General features: G+C 60.6%; 19 protein-coding genes. 16 read left to right on the forward strand and 3 right to left on the reverse strand.

Going from position 1 to position 18,834, the window contains the following annotated elements; all coding sequences use genetic code 11:
* The first annotated feature begins 26 nt into the window (after positions 1-26).
* From ACEN8E_RS05045 to ACEN8E_RS05080, 8 genes are all read left to right on the forward strand, one after another.
* On the forward strand, positions 27-1,028 hold the full coding sequence (locus ACEN8E_RS05045; protein WP_495591686.1) for a diguanylate cyclase: 1,002 nt from the start codon (positions 27-29) through the stop codon (positions 1,026-1,028).
* A gap of 204 nt (positions 1,029-1,232) precedes the next feature.
* Positions 1,233-2,328, forward strand: a protein-coding gene (prfB, locus tag ACEN8E_RS05050; protein ID WP_143512432.1) for a peptide chain release factor 2 whose coding sequence is annotated in 2 segments (ribosomal slippage) — positions 1,233-1,304 and positions 1,306-2,328 — 1,095 coding nt in all. Because the reading frame shifts where the segments join, the coding sequence is not laid out codon by codon here.
* A 113-nt stretch (positions 2,329-2,441) separates the two neighbouring features.
* Positions 2,442-3,944 (forward strand): lysine--tRNA ligase, encoded by a 1,503-nt coding sequence (gene lysS, locus ACEN8E_RS05055; protein WP_495591687.1) that lies wholly within the window; start codon positions 2,442-2,444, stop codon positions 3,942-3,944.
* Positions 3,945-4,043: 99 nt separating this feature from the next.
* Entirely contained in the window at positions 4,044-4,760 is a 717-nt protein-coding gene (locus tag ACEN8E_RS05060; protein WP_495591688.1) for a TetR/AcrR family transcriptional regulator, read from the forward strand.
* A gap of 97 nt (positions 4,761-4,857) precedes the next feature.
* Positions 4,858-5,412, forward strand: a complete 555-nt coding sequence (locus ACEN8E_RS05065; RefSeq protein ID WP_495591689.1) for a hypothetical protein — start codon at positions 4,858-4,860, stop codon at positions 5,410-5,412.
* 32 nt (positions 5,413-5,444) lie between these two features.
* Positions 5,445-6,722 (forward strand): flavohemoglobin expression-modulating QEGLA motif protein, encoded by a 1,278-nt coding sequence (locus tag ACEN8E_RS05070; RefSeq protein WP_495591690.1) that lies wholly within the window; start codon positions 5,445-5,447, stop codon positions 6,720-6,722.
* A 147-nt stretch (positions 6,723-6,869) separates the two neighbouring features.
* Positions 6,870-7,784, forward strand: coding sequence for an alpha/beta hydrolase (locus tag ACEN8E_RS05075; protein WP_495591691.1), 915 nt, complete (start codon positions 6,870-6,872; stop codon positions 7,782-7,784).
* Complete coding sequence (locus ACEN8E_RS05080) at positions 7,781-8,110, forward strand: PA3694 family proteiin (protein WP_495591692.1); 330 nt, start codon at positions 7,781-7,783, stop codon at positions 8,108-8,110. Before ACEN8E_RS05075 ends, ACEN8E_RS05080 begins: the two co-directional genes overlap by 4 nt.
* A gap of 105 nt (positions 8,111-8,215) precedes the next feature.
* Here the strand turns inward: ACEN8E_RS05080 and ACEN8E_RS05085 are convergent, their stop codons facing one another.
* On the reverse strand, positions 8,216-8,560 hold the full coding sequence (locus tag ACEN8E_RS05085) for a pilin assembly protein (RefSeq protein ID WP_429365991.1): 345 nt from the start codon (positions 8,558-8,560) through the stop codon (positions 8,216-8,218).
* A 200-nt stretch (positions 8,561-8,760) separates the two neighbouring features.
* Here ACEN8E_RS05085 and ppc point away from each other — a divergent pair, with 200 nt between their 5' ends.
* The 6 genes from ppc (at position 8,761) to ACEN8E_RS05115 (ending at position 15,352) form a co-directional block, all read left to right on the forward strand.
* Positions 8,761-11,391, forward strand: a complete 2,631-nt coding sequence (gene ppc / locus ACEN8E_RS05090) for a phosphoenolpyruvate carboxylase (protein ID WP_495591693.1) — start codon at positions 8,761-8,763, stop codon at positions 11,389-11,391.
* 288 nt (positions 11,392-11,679) lie between these two features.
* Complete coding sequence (gene adk, locus ACEN8E_RS05095; RefSeq protein WP_495591694.1) at positions 11,680-12,327, forward strand: adenylate kinase; 648 nt, start codon at positions 11,680-11,682, stop codon at positions 12,325-12,327.
* 93 nt (positions 12,328-12,420) lie between these two features.
* Positions 12,421-13,095, forward strand: coding sequence for a tRNA (adenosine(37)-N6)-threonylcarbamoyltransferase complex dimerization subunit type 1 TsaB (gene tsaB, locus ACEN8E_RS05100; RefSeq protein WP_008019587.1), 675 nt, complete (start codon positions 12,421-12,423; stop codon positions 13,093-13,095).
* Between the two features lie 234 nt (positions 13,096-13,329).
* Positions 13,330-13,635, forward strand: a complete 306-nt coding sequence (locus tag ACEN8E_RS05105) for a hypothetical protein (RefSeq protein ID WP_495591695.1) — start codon at positions 13,330-13,332, stop codon at positions 13,633-13,635.
* Positions 13,635-14,495: a DUF72 domain-containing protein gene (locus ACEN8E_RS05110; RefSeq protein WP_495591696.1), complete on the forward strand. Its 861-nt coding sequence runs from the start codon at positions 13,635-13,637 to the stop codon at positions 14,493-14,495. Before ACEN8E_RS05105 ends, ACEN8E_RS05110 begins: the two co-directional genes overlap by 1 nt.
* A gap of 35 nt (positions 14,496-14,530) precedes the next feature.
* Positions 14,531-15,352: an isocitrate lyase/PEP mutase family protein gene (locus tag ACEN8E_RS05115; protein WP_495591697.1), complete on the forward strand. Its 822-nt coding sequence runs from the start codon at positions 14,531-14,533 to the stop codon at positions 15,350-15,352.
* Positions 15,353-15,380: 28 nt separating this feature from the next.
* Here the strand turns inward: ACEN8E_RS05115 and ACEN8E_RS05120 are convergent, their stop codons facing one another.
* Entirely contained in the window at positions 15,381-16,001 is a 621-nt protein-coding gene (locus tag ACEN8E_RS05120) for an energy transducer TonB (RefSeq protein ID WP_495591698.1), read from the reverse strand.
* A gap of 93 nt (positions 16,002-16,094) precedes the next feature.
* On the opposite strand from ACEN8E_RS05120, the gene ACEN8E_RS05125 reads away from it, so the two are divergent.
* A complete protein-coding gene (locus ACEN8E_RS05125) occupies positions 16,095-16,877 on the forward strand; it encodes a class I SAM-dependent methyltransferase (protein WP_008019582.1) in 783 nt (260 codons plus the stop codon).
* Positions 16,878-16,995: 118 nt separating this feature from the next.
* On the opposite strand, the gene ACEN8E_RS05130 is transcribed toward ACEN8E_RS05125, so the two are convergent.
* On the reverse strand, positions 16,996-17,640 hold the full coding sequence (locus tag ACEN8E_RS05130; protein ID WP_495591699.1) for a TetR/AcrR family transcriptional regulator: 645 nt from the start codon (positions 17,638-17,640) through the stop codon (positions 16,996-16,998).
* Positions 17,641-17,733: 93 nt separating this feature from the next.
* On the opposite strand from ACEN8E_RS05130, the gene ACEN8E_RS05135 reads away from it, so the two are divergent.
* On the forward strand, positions 17,734-18,834 hold the full coding sequence (locus ACEN8E_RS05135; RefSeq protein ID WP_495591700.1) for an efflux RND transporter periplasmic adaptor subunit: 1,101 nt from the start codon (positions 17,734-17,736) through the stop codon (positions 18,832-18,834).

Raw genomic sequence — 18,834 nt, forward strand, 5'->3', positions numbered from 1 at the left:
CACAGGCAGTTCTCAGGTGAACGCACATGAATGAATTACAGCTCGACGACTTCAAGACTGACGAAAATGCCGCCATGGTGTTGTTGGTGGACGATCAGGCCATGATCGGCGAGGCAGTACGGCGCGGGTTGTCGAATGAAGAGAATATCGATTTCCACTTTTGCGCCGACCCGCACCAGGCCATCGCCCATGCGGTTCGGATCAAGCCGACGGTGATTCTTCAGGATCTGGTGATGCCGGGGCTGGACGGCCTGAGCCTGGTGCGCGAATACCGCAATCACCCGGCGACCAAGGACATTCCGATCATTGTCCTGTCAACCAAGGAAGACCCGTTGATCAAGAGTGCGGCTTTCGCGGCCGGGGCCAACGATTATCTGGTCAAGCTGCCCGATACCATCGAACTGGTCGCGCGCATCCGCTATCACTCGCGTTCCTACATGACCCTGCTGCAACGGGACGCGGCGTACCGCGCGTTGCGCGTCAGCCAGCAGCAGTTGCTCGACACCAACCTGGTGCTGCAACGCCTGATGAACTCCGATGGCCTGACCGGGTTGTCGAACCGTCGGCACTTCGATGAATACATGGAGCTGGAATGGCGCCGCTCGCTGCGTGAACAGACCCAGTTGTCGTTGCTGATGATCGATGTGGACTACTTCAAGACCTACAACGACACCTTCGGCCACCTGGAAGGCGACGAGGCCTTGCGCAAGGTCGCCACGGCGATCCGTGACGCCAGTGCCCGACCGTCCGACCTGCCGGCTCGTTACGGCGGTGAAGAATTCGCCCTGGTGCTGCCCAATACCTCCCAGGGCGGTGCGCGCCTGGTGGCGGAAAAACTGCGCATGACCGTGGAGGCCTTGAAGATCCCCCACAGTTCCCCGCGCGAAGGGTCGAGCCTGACCATCAGCATCGGCCTGGCGACCATCACCCCGAAAACCGGCAGCAATTGCCGTGAATTGATCTCGGCGGCGGACAAGGGGCTGTATCTGGCGAAGCACAATGGACGTAATCAGGTGGGCATCGGCTGAACATCCTCCCTTTGTAGGAGCGAGCTCGCGATGGTCGTTAACGATAACGATGGCTATCTGAATAAACGCGGTGCCTGAGCGTTTCTCGCGAGCAAGCTCGCTCCTACAAAGGACTTGCGTTTTCGGCCGGGCGGACTGCCGTTTGCGGCCGTTTCCCGGTATACTCGTCGGCTTTCAAAAGTTCGCCTGCGAGTGCTGCCCGTCATGGAAATCAACCCGATCCTGAACACCATCAAGGACCTGTCCGAGCGCTCCGAAACTATTCGGGGGTATCTTTGACTACGATCAAAAGCATGAGCGTCTGACCGAAGTCAATCGCGAGCTTGAAGATCCGAGTGTCTGGAACAAACCTGAATACGCCCAGGAGTTGGGCCGCGAGCGCTCTGCGCTGGCGCAGATCGTCGATACCCTGGACGAGCTGAACACCGGTCTGGCCGATTGCCGCGACCTGCTGGACATGGCCGTCGAAGAAAACGACGAAGGCGCAGTGGGCGATGTCGTCGCCGAGCTGGCCCGTCTCGAGGAAAGTCTGGCCAAGCTGGAATTCCGCCGCATGTTCAGCCACGAAATGGACCCGAACAACGCCTACCTGGACATCCAGGCCGGTTCCGGCGGCACTGAAGCCCAGGACTGGGCCAACATCCTGCTGCGCATGTATCTGCGCTGGGCCGACAAACGCGGTTTCGACGCGACCATCATGGAACTGTCCGCCGGTGAAGTCGCCGGGATCAAGGGCGCGACCGTGCACATCAAGGGTGAATACGCGTTTGGCTGGTTGCGGACCGAGATCGGCGTACACCGTCTGGTGCGCAAGAGCCCGTTCGACTCCGGCAACCGTCGCCACACCTCGTTCAGCGCGGTGTTCGTCTCGCCAGAGATCGATGACAAGGTGGAAATCGAAATCAACCCGGCAGACTTGCGCATCGACACCTATCGCTCCTCGGGTGCCGGTGGCCAGCACGTAAACACCACCGACTCGGCCGTACGTATCACCCACGTACCGACCAACACCGTGGTCAGCTGCCAGAACGAACGTTCCCAGCACGCCAACAAGGACACCGCCATGAAAATGCTGCGGGCCAAGTTGTACGAGCAGGAAATGCAGAAACGCAACGCGGCGTCCCAGGCGCTGGAAGACACCAAGTCCGATATCGGCTGGGGTCACCAGATCCGCTCATATGTACTCGATGCCTCGCGGATCAAGGATTTGCGCACTAACATCGAGCGCAGTGACTGCGACAAGGTACTCGACGGTGATATCGACGAATACCTGGAAGCGAGCCTGAAGTCCGGGCTGTAAAAGACGCAAAGCAGGATCGGCTGATTCAATTCGATCCCTGTAGGAGCCAGCCTGCTGGCGATCCCCGGGCCGCAAGGCCCGGGGGCAACGAACCTGATGGAATATCTAAAGACATGAGCGACCTAGAACTCGACCCGCAAGCCCTGCAACAGGAAGAAAACTCCCTGATCGCCCTGCGCAAGGAAAAGCTTGCTGCCGAGCGCGCCAAGGGCAATGCCTTCCCGAACGACTTCCGCCGTGAAAACTACTGCGAGCAACTGCAGAAACAGTACGCGGACAAGACCAAGGAAGAGCTGGCAGAGGCTGCGATCCCGGTCAAGGTTGCCGGTCGTATCATGCTCAACCGTGGCTCGTTCATGGTGATCCAGGACATGACCGGGCGAATCCAGGTCTACGTCAACCGCAAGACCCTGTCCGAAGAAACCCTGGCCGCGGTGAAAACCTGGGACATGGGCGACATTATCGCCGCCGAAGGCACCCTGGCCCGTTCCGGCAAAGGCGACCTGTACGTTGAAATGACCAACGTGCGCCTGCTGACCAAATCCCTGCGCCCGCTGCCGGACAAGCACCACGGCCTGACCGACACCGAACAGCGCTACCGTCAGCGCTACGTTGACCTGATCGTCAACGAAGAAGTGCGCCAGACGTTCCGCGTGCGTTCGCAAGTCATCGCCCACATCCGCAGCTTCCTGATGAAGCGTGACTTCCTGGAAGTGGAAACGCCGATGCTGCAGACCATTCCTGGCGGCGCGGCAGCCAAGCCGTTTGAAACCCACCACAATGCGCTGGACATGGGCATGTTCCTGCGTATCGCGCCGGAGCTGTACCTCAAGCGGCTTGTTGTTGGCGGGTTCGAGAAAGTGTTCGAGATCAACCGCAACTTCCGCAACGAAGGTGTATCGACTCGTCACAACCCTGAATTCACCATGTTGGAGTTCTACCAGGCTTACGCCGACTACGAAGACAACATGGACCTGACCGAAGAACTGTTCCGCGAACTGGCCCAGCTGGTTCTGGGCAGCACCGACGTGCCGTACGGCGACAAGGTGTTCCACTTCGGCGAGCCGTTCGTGCGCCTGTCGGTGTTCGACTCGATCCTCAAGTACAACCCCGAGCTGACCGCTGACGACCTGAACGACATCGACAAGGCTCGCGCTATCGCCAAGAAGGCCGGCGCCAAGGTGCTGGGCTTCGAAGGCCTGGGCAAGCTGCAGGTGATGATTTTCGAAGAGCTGGTCGAGCACAAGCTGGAACAGCCGCACTTCATTACCCAGTACCCGTTCGAAGTGTCGCCGCTGGCCCGTCGTAACGACGAGAACCCGAACGTCACCGACCGTTTCGAACTGTTCATCGGTGGTCGTGAAATCGCCAACGCCTACTCCGAGCTGAACGACGCGGAAGACCAGGCCGAGCGCTTCATGGCCCAGGTGGCCGACAAGGACGCCGGCGACGACGAAGCCATGCACTACGACGCCGACTTCGTTCGCGCGCTGGAGTACGGCATGCCGCCAACGGCGGGTGAAGGCATCGGCATCGACCGCCTGGTGATGCTGCTGACCAACTCCCCGTCGATCCGCGACGTGATCCTGTTCCCGCACATGCGGCCGCAAGCGTAAGTGTTTCAATTAAAAAACCGCCTTTTCAGGCGGTTTTTTATTGCCTGTCTGGTACAAACGTATCAACTTGTTACTTTCATCTGAGAGGAAATACCTGTCGTGATTCGTGCAATGGCTCAAGAAGGTGCAGCGGGTATCGCCACTGCGGTCGCTGAAAGCGTTCAGTACCAGGGTCGCAAGGCCAGCCGACAGGGCAGTGAGCAGCGACGACAGGACATTCTTGACGCTGCCATGCGCATTGTCGTGCGCGATGGCGTGCGTGCCGTCCGGCACCGTGCCGTGGCCGCCGAGGCGCAAGTGCCATTGTCCGCGACCACTTACTATTTCAAGGATATCGATGACTTGCTCACCGATACCTTCGCCCAGTACGTGGAGCGCAGTGCGGCGTACATGGGCAAACTGTGGGTGAACAACGAGGGGCTGTTGCGCGACATGATCGCCAGTGGCGATGGCAGCCCGCAGGCGCGCTCGAAACTGGCGGACGACATTGCACGGTTGATGACCGATTACGTTCACCGGCAGTTGGTCAATCGCCGTGAGCATTTGATGGCCGAGCAGGCGTTCCGCCAGGAAGCGTTGCTGAATCCGCGCCTGGCCGAACTGGTGCGCTCGCATCAGCAAATCCTGTTGCAGGGTTCTTGCCAGCTGTTCCAGGTACTGGGCTCGCGCGAGCCGCATCAGGACGCCAAGGTGTTGACGGCGATTATCGGCCGGATGGAGTATCAGGGGCTGCTCAACGTGGGCGAGCCTGCGGCCGAAGAGGAAATGCTCGGCATCCTGACGCGTTACATGCACCTGGTGCTGGCGTCGGTCTGATCCCGGCGTGGAGGCTAACCTCTGTGGGAGCGAGCCTGCTCGCTCCCACAGTGGCTGGTGATCACTTTGGGCGAAGTGCGTTCATAGGGAGTGTTGAATGAAAGCCTGGCGTGTCGTTGTGATCGCCTTGTCGTTCCTGCTGCTCAGCGGCTGTCTGGTGACCTTCAAGGAGCCGCTGCCCGCAAGCGAACCCGCGCCCAAGGGATTGCTCGGCAAATGGACCAGCACCAATGGCTGGGGCGAGCCGCTCAACCTCGAACTGACCCGCATTGGCGACAACCGCTATCAGGCTGTCAGCTATTACCGGGCCAGGCCCGGGGAGCGGGAGGCTTATTCCTTCACGGTGTCGCGCCATGGCAGCCGCTGGTATCTGTCGGCGAAAGTGCCGGCGCAATTCGGCGGGCATTTCACCATTGGCGGTTTTGAGCTGACCGACAGACATGAACTGGTGGTCTACAACCTCGACCTCGACCAGATCAACCAGGCCATGCAGCAAAAAGCCCTGAGCGGTGAAAGCTTCCAGACCAACGACGGTGAAGGCTTATTGATCGACAGCAACATGGATCAAGTCGCCGCTTACCTCGACGACCCGGCCAACTCCGATGTGTTCGTCGAAGCGGTGCGCTACCAGCGTCAGGCCAAAGCCAAATAACCGGCAACAACAGGTTTCTACAGGAGTTTCGGGTGGACGATTACCAACAGTCGATACGCACTTTGTCCGATCGCATCGTGCTGGCGCAGACACCGATCCGTGTCCTCGATGCGGTCAAATGGGACGACAACATTCGCAAGGGTTTCCTCAAGGCCAAGGGCAAGGAAATGCCGGCAGTGGACCGTGATTACTACCTCAACCGGCCACTGGCGTTCGATTCCAGCAAAGTGAAGCTGGAGTTCCAGAATATCGAGCGCGACATCACCCGCCAGCTTGGCCAGTTCAACCCGGTCGGGCAGATCATGCGGCGCATGTGCAAGGAATACCGCATGGTGGTGCGCATGCTCGAAGCGCGTGGCACCGAGGATTTCGGCCTGATTTCCCAAGAGTTGTACGGTGCCGCGTCCGACGCGTTCCATGCCGGCGACCCGACCCTGTCCGACCTGGGCATGATGCTGTCCGAATACCTGAACAACATCGACGGCCGGGGCGATCTGAAAGATGAACCGAAAACGCTGACGGCCAAGAATGCGGTCGACATGTTGCAGCATCGCTTGAACAAGGTGTTTGGCGAAGCCGAGGAAACCATTCGGGTGTTCGAGTCCGACGGGATTGTCGCCGATGCGGCAGCCGGTGCCGATTACATCAAAATCCGCACCGACGCCATGTTCAACGAGCGTGATGTGCGGGCCCTGGAAGTCCACGAAGGGCTGGTGCATGTAGGCACTACACTCAATGGTCTGAATCAGCCGATCTGCACCTTCCTATCCAAGGGGCCACCCTCGTCGACGGTGACCCAGGAAGGCTTGGCGATCCTGATGGAAATCATCACCTTTGCCTCCTACCCCAGCCGCCTGCGCAAGCTGACCAACCGCACGCGGGCCATTCACATGGTCGAGGAGGGTGCGGATTTCCTGCAGGTGTTCGAGTTCTTCCGCGAACAAGGCTTCGAGATGCCCGAGAGCTACAGCAACGCCAGCCGCGTGTTCCGCGGCTCGGTGCCGACAGGTCTGCCATTTACCAAAGACTTGTCCTACCTCAAGGGCTTCATCATGATTTACAACTACATTCAGCTGGCCGTGCGTAAAGGCAAGCTGGAGCAGATACCGCTGCTGTTCTGCGGCAAGACCACCCTGGAAGACATGCGCACCTTGCGCCAGTTGGTGGATGAGGGGCTGGTGGTACCGCCAAAGTATTTGCCGGAGCAGTTCCGCGACATGAATGCGTTGTCGGCGTGGATGTGTTTCTCCAACTTCCTCAACCACCTGAGCCTGGACCGGATCGAGGCGGATTACTCCAATATCCTATAGGTCCGATGAGGTCACCTGTGGGAGCGAGCCTGCTCGCGAAAGCGGTGTGTCAGATAATGGAAGTGTTGAGTGTCAGACCGCATTCGCGAGCAGGCTCGCTCCCACATTTGCTCCATGTTCCAACTCCACACAGCGAGGTTTCACCGGATGAGAACCCTCGGCATCATCTGCCTTCTGCTGGCCTTGAGCGGTTGCAGCTCGCTGCTGTTCTACCCCGAACCCGGCCAGTTGTTCACCCCGGAAAAGGCCGGGCTCGAATACCGCGCCGTCACCTTGAACACCGCCGATGGCCTGAAGCTGAATGCCTGGTGGTTGCCGGCGAAGCAGGGGGTCGAGGTCAAAGGCACGGTGCTGCACCTGCACGGCAACGGCGGAAACCTGCCCATGCACCTCGGCGGGAGCTTTTGGTTGCCGAAAAATGGTTACCAGGTGTTGCTTGTGGACTATCGCGGTTATGGCCTGTCCGAAGGCAAGCCGAGCCTGCCGGCGATCTATCAGGATATCGATGCGGCATTCGCCTGGCTGGACAAGGCACCCGAGGTTCAAGGCAAGCCACTGATCCTGCTCGGCCAGAGTCTGGGTGGCTCGATGGCCGTGCATTACCTGGTCCGGCACCCGCAGCGCCAGAAACAACTCAAGGCCATCGTCCTCGATGGCGCACCCGCCAGTTACCGCAGCGTGGGCCGGTTTGCCCTGAGCAACTCATGGCTGACCTGGCCGTTCCAGGTGCCGTTGTCATGGCTGGTGCCGGATGGCGACAGCGCGATCAACTCCATGGCGCAACTCAAGGATGTGCCGAAACTGCTCTACCACAGCATCGACGATCCGATCGTGCCTCTTTCCAACGGCATTCGACTGTATCAAGCTGCGCCGCCGCCGCGAGTGCTGCAACTGACCCGTGGCGGTCACGTGCAGACGTTCGCCAATCCGGTCTGGCGCAAAGTCATGCTGCGTTATCTCGATGACCCGCAGCATTTCAACGGCCTGCGCCGCCTGGGTGAAATCCCCAATTACCCGGCACCCCCGAATTCTGAAGATGAACCACCAGAGAGTCCGCAATGAGTGAAGAACGTAACGCCATCCCGCTGATCATCACCGGTATCTGCAGCATCCTCGGCACCGTCGGTGCCCTGTGGTGGTACGGCTACCTGCACTTCGCCAAGCCTGAGGATGCGTTGCTGCTCAACGAGTTCACCATGCTCAAGACCATTCCGGGCGAAGACTACAAAGTTTCCCTGGAACCGGCCGCCCAGGTGGCGCAGTGCGTCGATGGTGTGTTGGTGCTGTTCGACATGGAGCAAAAAGGCCTGACCGGCGTGCTGGTCGACAGCAAGAAAAAAGCCGTGCGTTGCATGGGGCAGGAAACGCCACAGAAGCTGGAGCAATAATAGGAATCAAATGTGGGAGCGAGCCTGCTCGCGAATGCGATTCAACATTCAATATTGATGTTGACCGATACACCGCTTTCGCGAGCAGGCTCGCTCCCACAAGGATCAGTGTTTCTGTTTGTCGTCGGGCATCGACAAATCGTGCAGGTGCCGACGCGACAACGCCAGGAAACGCGGGGTCGGCCCGATGTCTTCGTACAGCGGATCGCCTTCTTCGTCGGTGGCGACCACGGTCGAGCCTTTGACGTACGGGAAGCTTCTTTCCAGTTCTTCCAGCGCGGCGCCGATCAGATCGCCGAGCAGTTCTTCGGGATGCCGCTTGGGGTACATCTCGATGATCGCGGCCAGCCGTGCGGCCGACTCGACATCCAGGTGAATCGAGTAGCCGGTGTCGGTCAGGCGACCCTTGGCGTTTTCTTCCCAGTGATGGGCAAGCTCGCGGATTTTCATATTGACCTCATGGCGCTCCCGCTCGTGGCAGGCAGGGTGAGTGTCCGGTTTTTACCGGCGATGGCCGTTGTACGGTTTATCTTCAGACTAGCTTCAACAGGCAAGGTTTAAAGGCCCTTCGTCGACTTGCTTGTAAGAACCTGTCTGGGACGGCACTCTCTAGGGTACTAGCCGCCCGGATTTTTGCTGGAGACCTGCTGATGACCGATATTGATGCACGCTTGCGCGAGGACGTTCACCTGTTGGGTGAGCTGTTGGGCAACACTATTCGCGAGCAATATGGCGACGGTTTTCTCGACAAGATCGAGCAGATCCGCAAGGGCGCCAAGGCTGACCGGCGCGGCTCCATGGACGCCGAACTGAGTGCCAGCCTCAATCAATTGAGCGAAGACGAATTGCTGCCGGTAGCGCGGGCATTCAACCAGTTTCTCAACCTGGCCAACATCGCCGAGCAGTACCAGTTGATTCACCGTCGCGAGGAATCCCGACAGGCGCCGTTCGAAGCCCGGGTGCTGCCGGAATTGCTCGCCCGCCTGCGCGCCGAGGGGCATGGCGCCGAGGCGCTGGCCCGGCAACTGGGCCGGCTGGAGATCGAGCTGGTATTGACCGCGCATCCGACCGAAGTTGCGCGCCGCACGCTGATCCAGAAGTACGATGCTATCGCCGCGCAACTGGCGGCTCAGGATCACCGTGACCTGACCAGTGCCGAGCGCGGGCAGATCAAGGCCACCTTGCAGCGTCTGATCGCCGAAGCCTGGCACACCGAAGAGATTCGCCGCACGCGTCCGACGCCGGTGGACGAAGCCAAGTGGGGTTTCGCGGTGATCGAGCATTCGCTGTGGCAGGCCATTCCCAATTATCTGCGCAAGGCCGATCAGGCCCTGCACGCCGCCACCGGCCTGCGCTTGCCACTGGAGGCGGCACCGATTCGCTTTGCCTCGTGGATGGGCGGTGACCGCGACGGCAACCCGAACGTGACGGCGGCGGTTACCCGAGAGGTTTTACTGTTGGCGCGCTGGATGGCGGCTGATCTGTACCTGCGCGATGTCGATCACCTTGCGGCTGAGCTGTCGATGCAGCAGGCCAGCGATGAATTGAAAGCCCGGGCGGGAGACAGCGCCGAACCTTACCGGGCAGTGCTTAAACAGCTGCGCGAACGCCTGCGGGCGACGCGCAATTGGGCGCACACCTCGTTGTCGGCGCCAACGCCGGCACCGACCGATGTGTTGCAAGACAACCGCGAACTGCTCGATCCACTGGAGCTTTGCTATCACTCTCTGCACGAGTGCGGCATGGGTGTGATCGCCGACGGGCCGTTGCTCGATTGCCTGCGCCGGGCGGTGACCTTCGGCCTGTTCCTTGTTCGTCTGGATGTGCGCCAGGACTCCTCGCGGCACACCGCGGCCATGACCGAAATCACCGACTACCTTGGCCTGGGCCGCTACGAGGAGTGGAGCGAAGAAGAGCGCATCGCCTTCCTGATGCGCGAATTGAGCAATCGTCGTCCCTTGTTGCCGACGTACTTCAAACCCTCCGCCGACACCGCCGAAGTGCTGGCGACCTGCCGGGAAATCGCCGCTGCGCCGCAGGCATCCCTCGGTTCCTATGTGATTTCCATGGCCGGTGCGGCTTCCGACGTCCTGGCCGTGCAGTTGTTGCTCAAAGAGTCCGGCGTGTTGCGGCCGATGCGCGTGGTGCCGCTGTTCGAAACCCTGGCCGACCTCGACAACGCAGGTCCGGTGATCGAGAAGCTGTTGCTGTTGCCAGGCTATCGCTCGCGCCTGCAGGGGCCGCAGGAAGTGATGATCGGCTACTCCGACTCGGCCAAGGACGCCGGCACCACCGCGGCGGCCTGGGCGCAGTACCGGGCGCAGGAGCGGCTGGTGGATATCTGCCGTGCGCAGGACGTGGAGTTGCTGTTGTTCCACGGTCGCGGCGGCACCGTGGGGCGTGGCGGCGGCCCGGCCCATGCGGCGATTCTGTCGCAGCCGCCGGGTTCGGTGGCGGGGCGTTTCCGTACTACCGAACAGGGCGAAATGATTCGATTCAAATTTGGCCTGCCGGACATCGCCGAACAGAACCTCAATCTGTACCTGGCCGCCGTGCTTGAGGCGACCTTGCTGCCGCCGCCGCCACCAACACCTGAGTGGCGCCATTTGATGGACGAACTGGCCGCAGACGGTGTCAGCGCCTACCGCGCCGTGGTGCGGGAAAATCCGCAGTTCGTGGAATATTTCCGCCAGTCCACGCCGGAACAGGAACTCGGTCGTTTGCCACTGGGCAGTCGTCCGGCCAAGCGTCGGGCCGGGGGCATCGAAAGCCTGCGGGCGATTCCGTGGATCTTCGGCTGGACCCAGACGCGCCTGATGCTGCCGGCGTGGCTGGGTTGGGAAGCCGCCCTGAGCAAGGCACTGGAACGTGGCGAAGGCGAACTGCTGGGGCAGATGCGTGAGCAGTGGCCGTTCTTCCGTACTCGCATCGACATGCTGGAAATGGTCCTGGCCAAGGCCGATGCCGACATTGCCCAGTCCTACGATGAGCGTCTGGTGGAGCCGAATCTGTTGCCATTGGGTGCGCACTTACGCGACCTATTGTCGCAGGCGTGCACCATTGTTCTCGGCTTGACCGGGCAGTCGCAACTGCTGGCACATAGCCCCGCGACCCTTGAGTTCATCCGTTTGCGCAACACCTACCTCGACCCGCTTCATCTATTGCAGGCCGAGTTGTTGGCCCGTTCGCGATTGCAGGACGTGGCGCAGGGCAGCCCGGTAGAACAGGCCTTGCTGGTGTCTGTCGCGGGGATTGCCGCCGGTTTGCGTAACACCGGCTAAGGTTTTTGCCGTGGGGTCAGGCATCCGGCAAGTGGGTCGGATGCCGCTGTATGACGGGTCGAAAAGTGCTGTCAGGCGACAGTTAATGACGGGGTTGCGACTTGGGAAACTGTGCGCAATGCTCGCAAGAGGCAGCGGTTTCTCCGACTTTTGGCGTCTTGTGTGGGCGCAGCCTGCTGTGTATCTTGATCAGCCTCTGGCCGTTTGGGCGGTCACGACCCTATTTTTGAGATTGGCCCCACGAGGCGAATCTGACGTTATCCATATAAAAAATTGAGGAGCACATCGATGCGCGTCATTCTGCTGGGAGCTCCCGGGGCCGGTAAAGGTACTCAGGCTAAGTTCATCACCGAAAAATTCGGCATTCCGCAAATCTCCACCGGCGACATGCTGCGTGCTGCGGTCAAGGCCGGCACCGAACTGGGCATCAAGGCCAAGAGCATCATGGATGCCGGTGGCCTGGTGTCCGATGACCTGATCATCGCGCTGGTCAAGGACCGCATCGCCCAGTCCGACTGCGCCAACGGTTTCCTGTTCGACGGCTTCCCGCGCACCATTCCCCAGGCTGAAGCCCTGGTGACGGCCGGCGTCGAGCTGGATGCAGTGGTTGAAATCGCCGTTGAAGACGAAGAAATCGTCCAGCGTATCGCCGGTCGTCGTGTTCACGAGGCCAGTGGCCGCGTGTACCACATCGTCTACAACCCGCCGAAAACCGCTGGCAAAGACGACGTCACCGGCGAAGACCTGGTACAGCGCAAGGACGACACCGAAGAAACCGTGCGTCATCGCCTGTCGGTCTACCATTCGCAGACCAAGCCACTGGTGGAGTTCTACCAGAAACTGTCGGCTGCCAACGGCAAGCCGCAGTACAGCCATATCGAAGGTGTTGGCTCGGTTGAAGCGATCACCGCCAAGGTGCTTGCAGCCCTGAGCTGAAAAACCTGATCCGCTGCATCATCTACGGCCCGCTTGCGGGCCGTAGTTGTTTATACTGGCGAACTTTTTCTGACCTCTTTTACGGAAACATCGATGAGCACCTTGCTGGCCCTGGACACCGCGACTGAAGCTTGCTCCGTTGCCTTGCTGCATGACGGCAAGGTCACGAGCCATTACGAGGTGATCCCGCGCCTGCATGCGCAGAAGCTGTTGCCGATGATCCAGCAATTGCTGGCCGATGCCGGCACCACCCTGCAAGCGGTCGATGCCATCGCGTTCGGCCGTGGCCCGGGTGCCTTCACCGGCGTGCGCATCGCCATCGGCGTGGTGCAAGGGCTGGCGTTTGCCCTGGATCGCCCGGTGTTGCCGGTGTCGAACCTGGCCGTGCTGGCGCAACGTGCATTGCGCGAACACGGCGCCACCCAGGTCGCCGCCGCCATCGATGCACGCATGGATGAAGTGTATTGGGGTTGCTACCGCGAAACGGCCGGGGAGATGCGCCTGGTGGGGGCGGAAGCTGTGCTGCCGCCGGAGTCTGCTGCACTGCCGGCCGATGCCAGTGGCGAGTGGTTCGGTGCAGGCACCGGTTGGGGCTATGGCGAGCGTATCGCCGTCAGCCTGAGCGGGCAGGACGCGGGCATGTTGCCCCATGCCGAAGACCTGCTGACCCTGGCGCGATTTGCCTGGGAACGCGGCGAGGCGATCGTGGCCGACGAGGCGCAGCCGGTTTATCTGCGCGATAAAGTGGCGACGCCCAAGGCGCGGTAATCCCCCAAGACCGAGCTGGCCTATTCGCGAGCAGGCTCGCTCCCACAGGATCAGTGTTATCCCTTGTGGGAGCGAGCCTGCTCGCGAAGGCGATTTCATGGACATAGCCAATCGTCAATTTCTAACCCCGGCTTTTAAACCTTTTGCCTTTTATGTGTTCTAGTTATCACTCGGCGGTTTGCGAAGTGGGTTATGCGCCACTAAACTGCCATCACTGATTCCGAGTATGCACGCATGCGTATAGACGGCGTTTCCTCTCAGTCCTACCCCATCAAGCGCAAACCTCGCAAAGACCGCGTGGTGGAAGATGACGCCATCGATATTGACGGCGAGCTGGAATTCCCGACTGAAGAGCAACTGGCTGCCCGCGCCGCCAAAGCCTCTGCGCAAAAACTGAGCAATCTTCCCGCCCGTCAGCAAGACATGATTTACCACCGTGCCATGAGCAAAAGCGTGGCGACAGCCCTGGCCAGCTACCTGAGCACCGCCGGTTTCGTCGATTGGGAAGCGGATGTGCTGGGTCTCGACCTGTACATCTGATGGTGCTGCCTTATTACCTCGGTTGCCCGTCCTGGAGCGAGAACGCCTGGCGCGATTACCTGTATCCGCCAGACGCCAAAACCGCTGATTTTCTTGATCTCTATTGCCAGGTATTCAATGCCGTGGAAGGCAACACGACCTTCTACGCCAGCCCGGCTGCCGGCACCGTGCAGCGTTGGGCCGAGACCATGCCCGCACATTTTCGATTCACCGCCAAGTTTCCCGGCGAGATCAGCCACGGTGGCGATCTGCGCGAGCAGTTGACCGCCGCCGACACCTTCCTGCAATTGCTCAGCCCGCTCGGTGAACGGGTGTCGCCGCTGTGGTTGCAGCTGTCGAAAAGCTTCACACCCCAGCGTTTGCCCGAGCTGGCCGGGTTTATCGATGCCCTGCAGCGGCCGCTGGCCGTGGAAGTGCGGCATGACGACTTTTTCGCCCGGGGTGACAGCGAGCGCATGCTCAATCGCCTGCTGCTGGATCGCGGTGTCGAACGCATCTGTCTCGATCCCCGCGCACTGTTCAGTTGCACCTCTACCGAGTCTTCGGTGCTGCACGCCCAATCGAAGAAACCCCGTGTGCCACCACGTCCGGCGGCCTTCACGCAGTTCCCGCAGGTGCGTTTTATCGGCCATCCGACGCTTGAGGCCAACGATACGTTTCTGCAGCCATGGGTCGAGAAAATCGCACTGTGGATCGAAGAAGGCCGCACGCCGTACATCTTCCTGCACACGGCCGACAACCTGCTGGCGGCGAAACTGGCGCAGCGTTTTCACGCCCGGCTGATGCTGCGTTTGCCTGGCTTGCCGGCGCTGCCTGAGCTATACAGAGAACCCGTCGCCGAGCAACTTGGCTTGCTCTGAGGCGGACTCTTTCCCCCTCTTCAGGAGCCTGTCCAATGGATGCGCAAACCCTTCGAGCCCTGGCGTTCAAAGCCCTGCATGAGCGCCCCGGCGTATTTGTGATTCCCAATCCGTGGGATGCCGGTTCGGCGAAAATGCTTGCCAGCCTCGGCTTCGAGGCGCTGGCGACCACCAGTGCCGGTTTTGCCTTTTCCCAGGGTCGTGCCGATGGCGAATTGACCCTCGACGATACCCTGTTGAACGTACGGGCGATCGTCGCCGTCACCGACTTGCCGGTTGCGGTCGACCTGGAAAACGGCTTTGCCGACAACCCGGCTGATTGCGCGAAAAGTATTCTGCGCGCAGCAGAGGCCGGAGCCGTCGGTGGTTCGATTGAAGATGCCACCGGTCGCGAAGATGGCCCGATCTACTGTTTCGAGCACGCCGTGGCGCGAATCGAGGCCTCTGTCGCGGCCGCTCGCAGTTTGCCGTTTCCCTTTACCTTGACCGCCCGGGCGGAAAACTTCCTGCACGGCAATCCCGATCTGGACGACACCATCCGCCGCTTGCAGGCATTCGCCGAGGCTGGTGCCGATGTGCTTTACGCACCCGGTCTGCGTAGCGCCGAGGAGGTGTTGGCTGTGGTGCGCGCCGTGGCACCAAAGCCGGTGAATGTGTTGATGTCAGGCGGCTTGAAACTGACGGTCGCGCAGTTGGGTGAAATGGGCGTCAAGCGCATCAGCGTCGGTTCGGCGCTGGCATTGGCGGCCTACGGTGAATTCTTCCGCGCTGCCGAAGAAATCCGGACGTCAGGCACGTTCGGTTTCACTTCGCAGTCGATGCCGTACCAGAAGGCCAATCAGTTCTTCAAAGGCTGAATAAGGGATCTGCAAGGGTGGCTGAGGATCAGGCGGCGAGACGCAGGTTCTGCAGGATGATCGGGCGTGCCCAGCCATTGTCGAAATCGAGTTGTTTCTGCTGTTCCACCAGTTCCTCTGGCGAGAACGGCGGGAACGGCTTGTCGAGCAGATCCAGTTCGAATTCGGCGATCGGCAGGTGCAGCGGACGTGGTTGCGGGGCAGGGCCGGCTTCTGGCAGCGGCTGACCGACGTTCAGCACGATCGGGCGCACCCAGCCGCTTTCGAAGTCCTGTTGTTTTTGCTGGGCGACGATTTCATCTGCCGGGAACGGTGGGAATGGCTTGTCGGCCAGGTCCATTTCGAACTCGGCAATCGGCAGGAACAGCGGCTCGGGCGGACGGACCGGAGTGTCCTGAACGTCGCATTCGCGCTGGGACACGATGTGCGCCAGCAGGTCGCTGCCAACGGTGGGCTCAACCGGGCTTTCGAGATCGACCGGTGGAAAGTTCAGCGATTGCGGCAGCACTTCACCCGACTGTTCGGCCAGCGCCCGGGCAAAGAAATCCTGCCAGATGTGGCTGACGCCGCTCAGTGCCTGGGTGTTTCGCAGGTTGTAGTCGCCGTAGGGCGAGATAAAACCTGTGATTGTGGGTTGAATGTCTGACATTTCTCTCGGTCGACGCTCAGCTCTGGCAAAATGCTCGATAGTTTTGTTATCGGCCGTTTTTGCCGATCATTAATTTTTTGAGCGTGTTTTCCGATGATTGATCAACCTGCGGCCTGCCGCATCCATGTCCAGGCCCTGGACGCGGCTTTCGAGCCACAAGCCGAGCAATGGGCCGAGCGCCTGGGCTTGCCGATGCAAGTGGCGGACGGCGAATTTGCCTTGCAGGTGGGCGACCAGGGTTTGCAGCTGCAACAGCTGGGGCCGGATGCACCGGGGCCGGTGCGGGTGGACTTCGTCGAGGGCGGTGCGGCCCATCGCCGGTTGTACGGCGGTGGCAGCGGGCAGATGATCGCCAAGGCCGTTGGCGTTGCCCAAGGCGTGCGCCCGCGGGTGCTGGATGCCACGGCGGGACTGGGCAAGGACGCGTTCGTGCTGGCCAGCCTTGGTTGCGAGATGAGCCTGATCGAGCGTCAGCCGCTGATTGGCGCCTTGCTGGAAGACGGCCTGGCCCGTGGCGCGGAAGATTTCGACGTGGCGCCGATCGTGGCGCGCATGCGTTTGCTCAAGGGCAATTCGATCGAGGTGATGCGCAACTGGGAGGGCGAGCCGCCGCAGGTGATCTACCTCGACCCGATGTTCCCGCACCGCGAGAAAACCGCGCTGGTGAAGAAGGAAATGCGCCTGTTCCGGCCGCTGGTGGGCGATGACCCGGATGCACCGGCATTGCTCGAAGCCGCGTTGGCCCTGGCCAGCCACCGGGTGGTGGTCAAGCGCCCGCGCAAGGCACCGTGCATCGAAGGGCCGAAGCCGAGCCATGCGCTGGATGGCAAGTCCAGTCGGTATGACATCTATCCGAAGAAGGCTTTGAAGCCTTAAGATCGAGTCGCCCCTTTCGCGAGCCGGCTCGCTCCCACATTGGATCTATGATGATCACAAGACCCCTTGTGGGAGCGAGCCTGCTCGCGAAGGCGTCAGAACAGACAATCATGAGCTGTCAGGCCGAATCCGGCCGATAAGCCCGCATAAACAACCCCACCACTTCCCGTACATGGCTCTCCGCCGCCTCGCCAACCGGCGGTTCGCCGCAGCCATACAGCAAGCGGAAATTCCCGGCGCCCTTGAGCAGGCAGAAGAAGTGCTCGGCGGCGTTGTGCGGCTTGTCGATGCGCAGCACGCCACTTTCATCGATCTTGCTCAGCAGGCGCTCCATGCCTTGCAACATGCGCTGCGGCCCGGCCTCGAAGAAAATCAGCGAGAGTTTCGGGTCCTGGCTGCCCAGGGCCATCATCAAGCGGTGCAGGTTCACCGATTCATCACTGTTGATCAGTTGATGAAAACCGCGCGCGATGTTCAGCAGCACGGTTTCCACTGCCACGCCTTCGGGCAATTCGAAGAACAGCGGTGGCAATTGCTCCTCGCACTTGGCCATCACGGCGGCGGAAAACAGCGTTTCCTTGTCGTTGAAGTGGCTGTAGACCGTCAGCTTTGACACACCGGCCTCGGCTGCGACGGCATCCATGCTGGTATTGGCATACCCCTTACTCAGAAACAGCGTTTTCGCCGCATCGAGAATCGCCTGACGCTTGACCAGATCCTTGGGTCTGCCTGGGCCATTGGGTGCTGAAAGATTGTTTGGCATATTCGTTTTTATTACTGGACTGGTGAGTTTGCTATTAATAACATACTGCTCAGTATAATTATTCAAAGCACCATTAGCGAAAGGTCCTTCACCATGTTCCGCTATGCCTTGCCCCTCGCGTTGCCAGTCACCCTGGCTTTTTTATTGTCTGCGTGTGGTCACGAAGAGGCACCGCAAGTCAGCGTGCGCCCGGCCATGGTGGTCCAGCCAGAGCCTTCGGCGCAGTCCATGGAAAGCTATCCAGGCGAAGTTCGCGCGCGTTACGAACCGGACCTGGCGTTCCGTATCGGTGGCAAAGTCAGCCGACGACTGGTCGAAGAGGGGCAACGGGTCAAGGCCGATCAGCCATTGGCAGAACTCGACCCTCAGGACGTGCGCCTGCAACTGGAGGCTACCCGCGCCCAGGTCGCCGCCGCTGAAGCCAACCTGAACCTGGTGCGTTCCGAACGTGATCGCTACAAGACCCTGATGGATCGCCAACTGGTCAGTCGTTCGCAGTACGACAACGCCGAAAACCTCTACCGCTCCGGTGAAGCGCGCCTCAAGCAGATCAAAGCCGAATTCAACGTTTCCAATAACCAGGCCAGCTATGCCGTGCTGCGAGCGCCGCAGGACGGTGTCGTGGCCAAGCGTCTGGTGGAAGTCGGGCAAGTTGTGGCCGCCGGGCAAACGGTGTTCACCCTGGCCACCGATGGTGAGCGTGAAGTGTCGATCAGCCTGCCGGAGCAGAATTTCGGCCGATTCAAGGTCGGTGAGCAGGTGTCGGTGGAACTCTGGACGCAACCTGATCAGCGCTTCGCAGGGCGTATTCGTGAACTGTCGCCAGCGGCCGACCCCAAGTCGCGTACCTTCGCGGCGCGCATCGCTTTCAATGCCGGCAAGGTGCCTGTCGAGCTGGGCCAGAGCGCCCGCGTGTTCGTGCAGGTTGCCGACGTAGTTCCTCTGTCCGTTCCGCTCTCAGCGCTGACGGCGGAAAACGGCGTGACCTATGTCTGGGTCGTCAGCGCCAACAACACCTTGAAGAAAACGCCGGTGCGCGTCGGTGCCTTCGGCGAGAAAAACGTACCGGTGCTCGAAGGGCTCAACGCCAGCGACTGGGTGGTAGCCGCAGGTGTTCATGTGCTTCTCGAAGGGCAGCAGGTACGCCCGGTGGATCGTTCGAACCGCGTGGTCAATCTGGCAGACAAGGAGTAA

It is taken from the genome of Pseudomonas sp. Pseusp9 (assembly GCF_059491265.1).

Coding starts and splice junctions, on each gene's coding strand:
- ACEN8E_RS05045 (WP_495591686.1), top strand. CDS start 27: ATGAATGAATTACAGCTCGACGACTTCAAGACTGACGAAAATGCCGCC.
- lysS (WP_495591687.1), top strand. CDS start 2,442: ATGAGCGACCTAGAACTCGACCCGCAAGCCCTGCAACAGGAAGAAAAC.
- ACEN8E_RS05065 (WP_495591689.1), top strand. CDS start 4,858: ATGAAAGCCTGGCGTGTCGTTGTGATCGCCTTGTCGTTCCTGCTGCTC.
- ACEN8E_RS05075 (WP_495591691.1), top strand. CDS start 6,870: ATGAGAACCCTCGGCATCATCTGCCTTCTGCTGGCCTTGAGCGGTTGC.
- ACEN8E_RS05080 (WP_495591692.1), top strand. CDS start 7,781: ATGAGTGAAGAACGTAACGCCATCCCGCTGATCATCACCGGTATCTGC.
- ACEN8E_RS05085 (WP_429365991.1), bottom strand. CDS start 8,560: ATGAAAATCCGCGAGCTTGCCCATCACTGGGAAGAAAACGCCAAGGGT.
- ppc (WP_495591693.1), top strand. CDS start 8,761: ATGACCGATATTGATGCACGCTTGCGCGAGGACGTTCACCTGTTGGGT.
- adk (WP_495591694.1), top strand. CDS start 11,680: ATGCGCGTCATTCTGCTGGGAGCTCCCGGGGCCGGTAAAGGTACTCAG.
- tsaB (WP_008019587.1), top strand. CDS start 12,421: ATGAGCACCTTGCTGGCCCTGGACACCGCGACTGAAGCTTGCTCCGTT.
- ACEN8E_RS05105 (WP_495591695.1), top strand. CDS start 13,330: ATGCGTATAGACGGCGTTTCCTCTCAGTCCTACCCCATCAAGCGCAAA.
- ACEN8E_RS05110 (WP_495591696.1), top strand. CDS start 13,635: ATGGTGCTGCCTTATTACCTCGGTTGCCCGTCCTGGAGCGAGAACGCC.
- ACEN8E_RS05115 (WP_495591697.1), top strand. CDS start 14,531: ATGGATGCGCAAACCCTTCGAGCCCTGGCGTTCAAAGCCCTGCATGAG.
- ACEN8E_RS05120 (WP_495591698.1), bottom strand. CDS start 16,001: ATGTCAGACATTCAACCCACAATCACAGGTTTTATCTCGCCCTACGGC.
- ACEN8E_RS05125 (WP_008019582.1), top strand. CDS start 16,095: ATGATTGATCAACCTGCGGCCTGCCGCATCCATGTCCAGGCCCTGGAC.
- ACEN8E_RS05130 (WP_495591699.1), bottom strand. CDS start 17,640: ATGCCAAACAATCTTTCAGCACCCAATGGCCCAGGCAGACCCAAGGAT.
- ACEN8E_RS05135 (WP_495591700.1), top strand. CDS start 17,734: ATGTTCCGCTATGCCTTGCCCCTCGCGTTGCCAGTCACCCTGGCTTTT.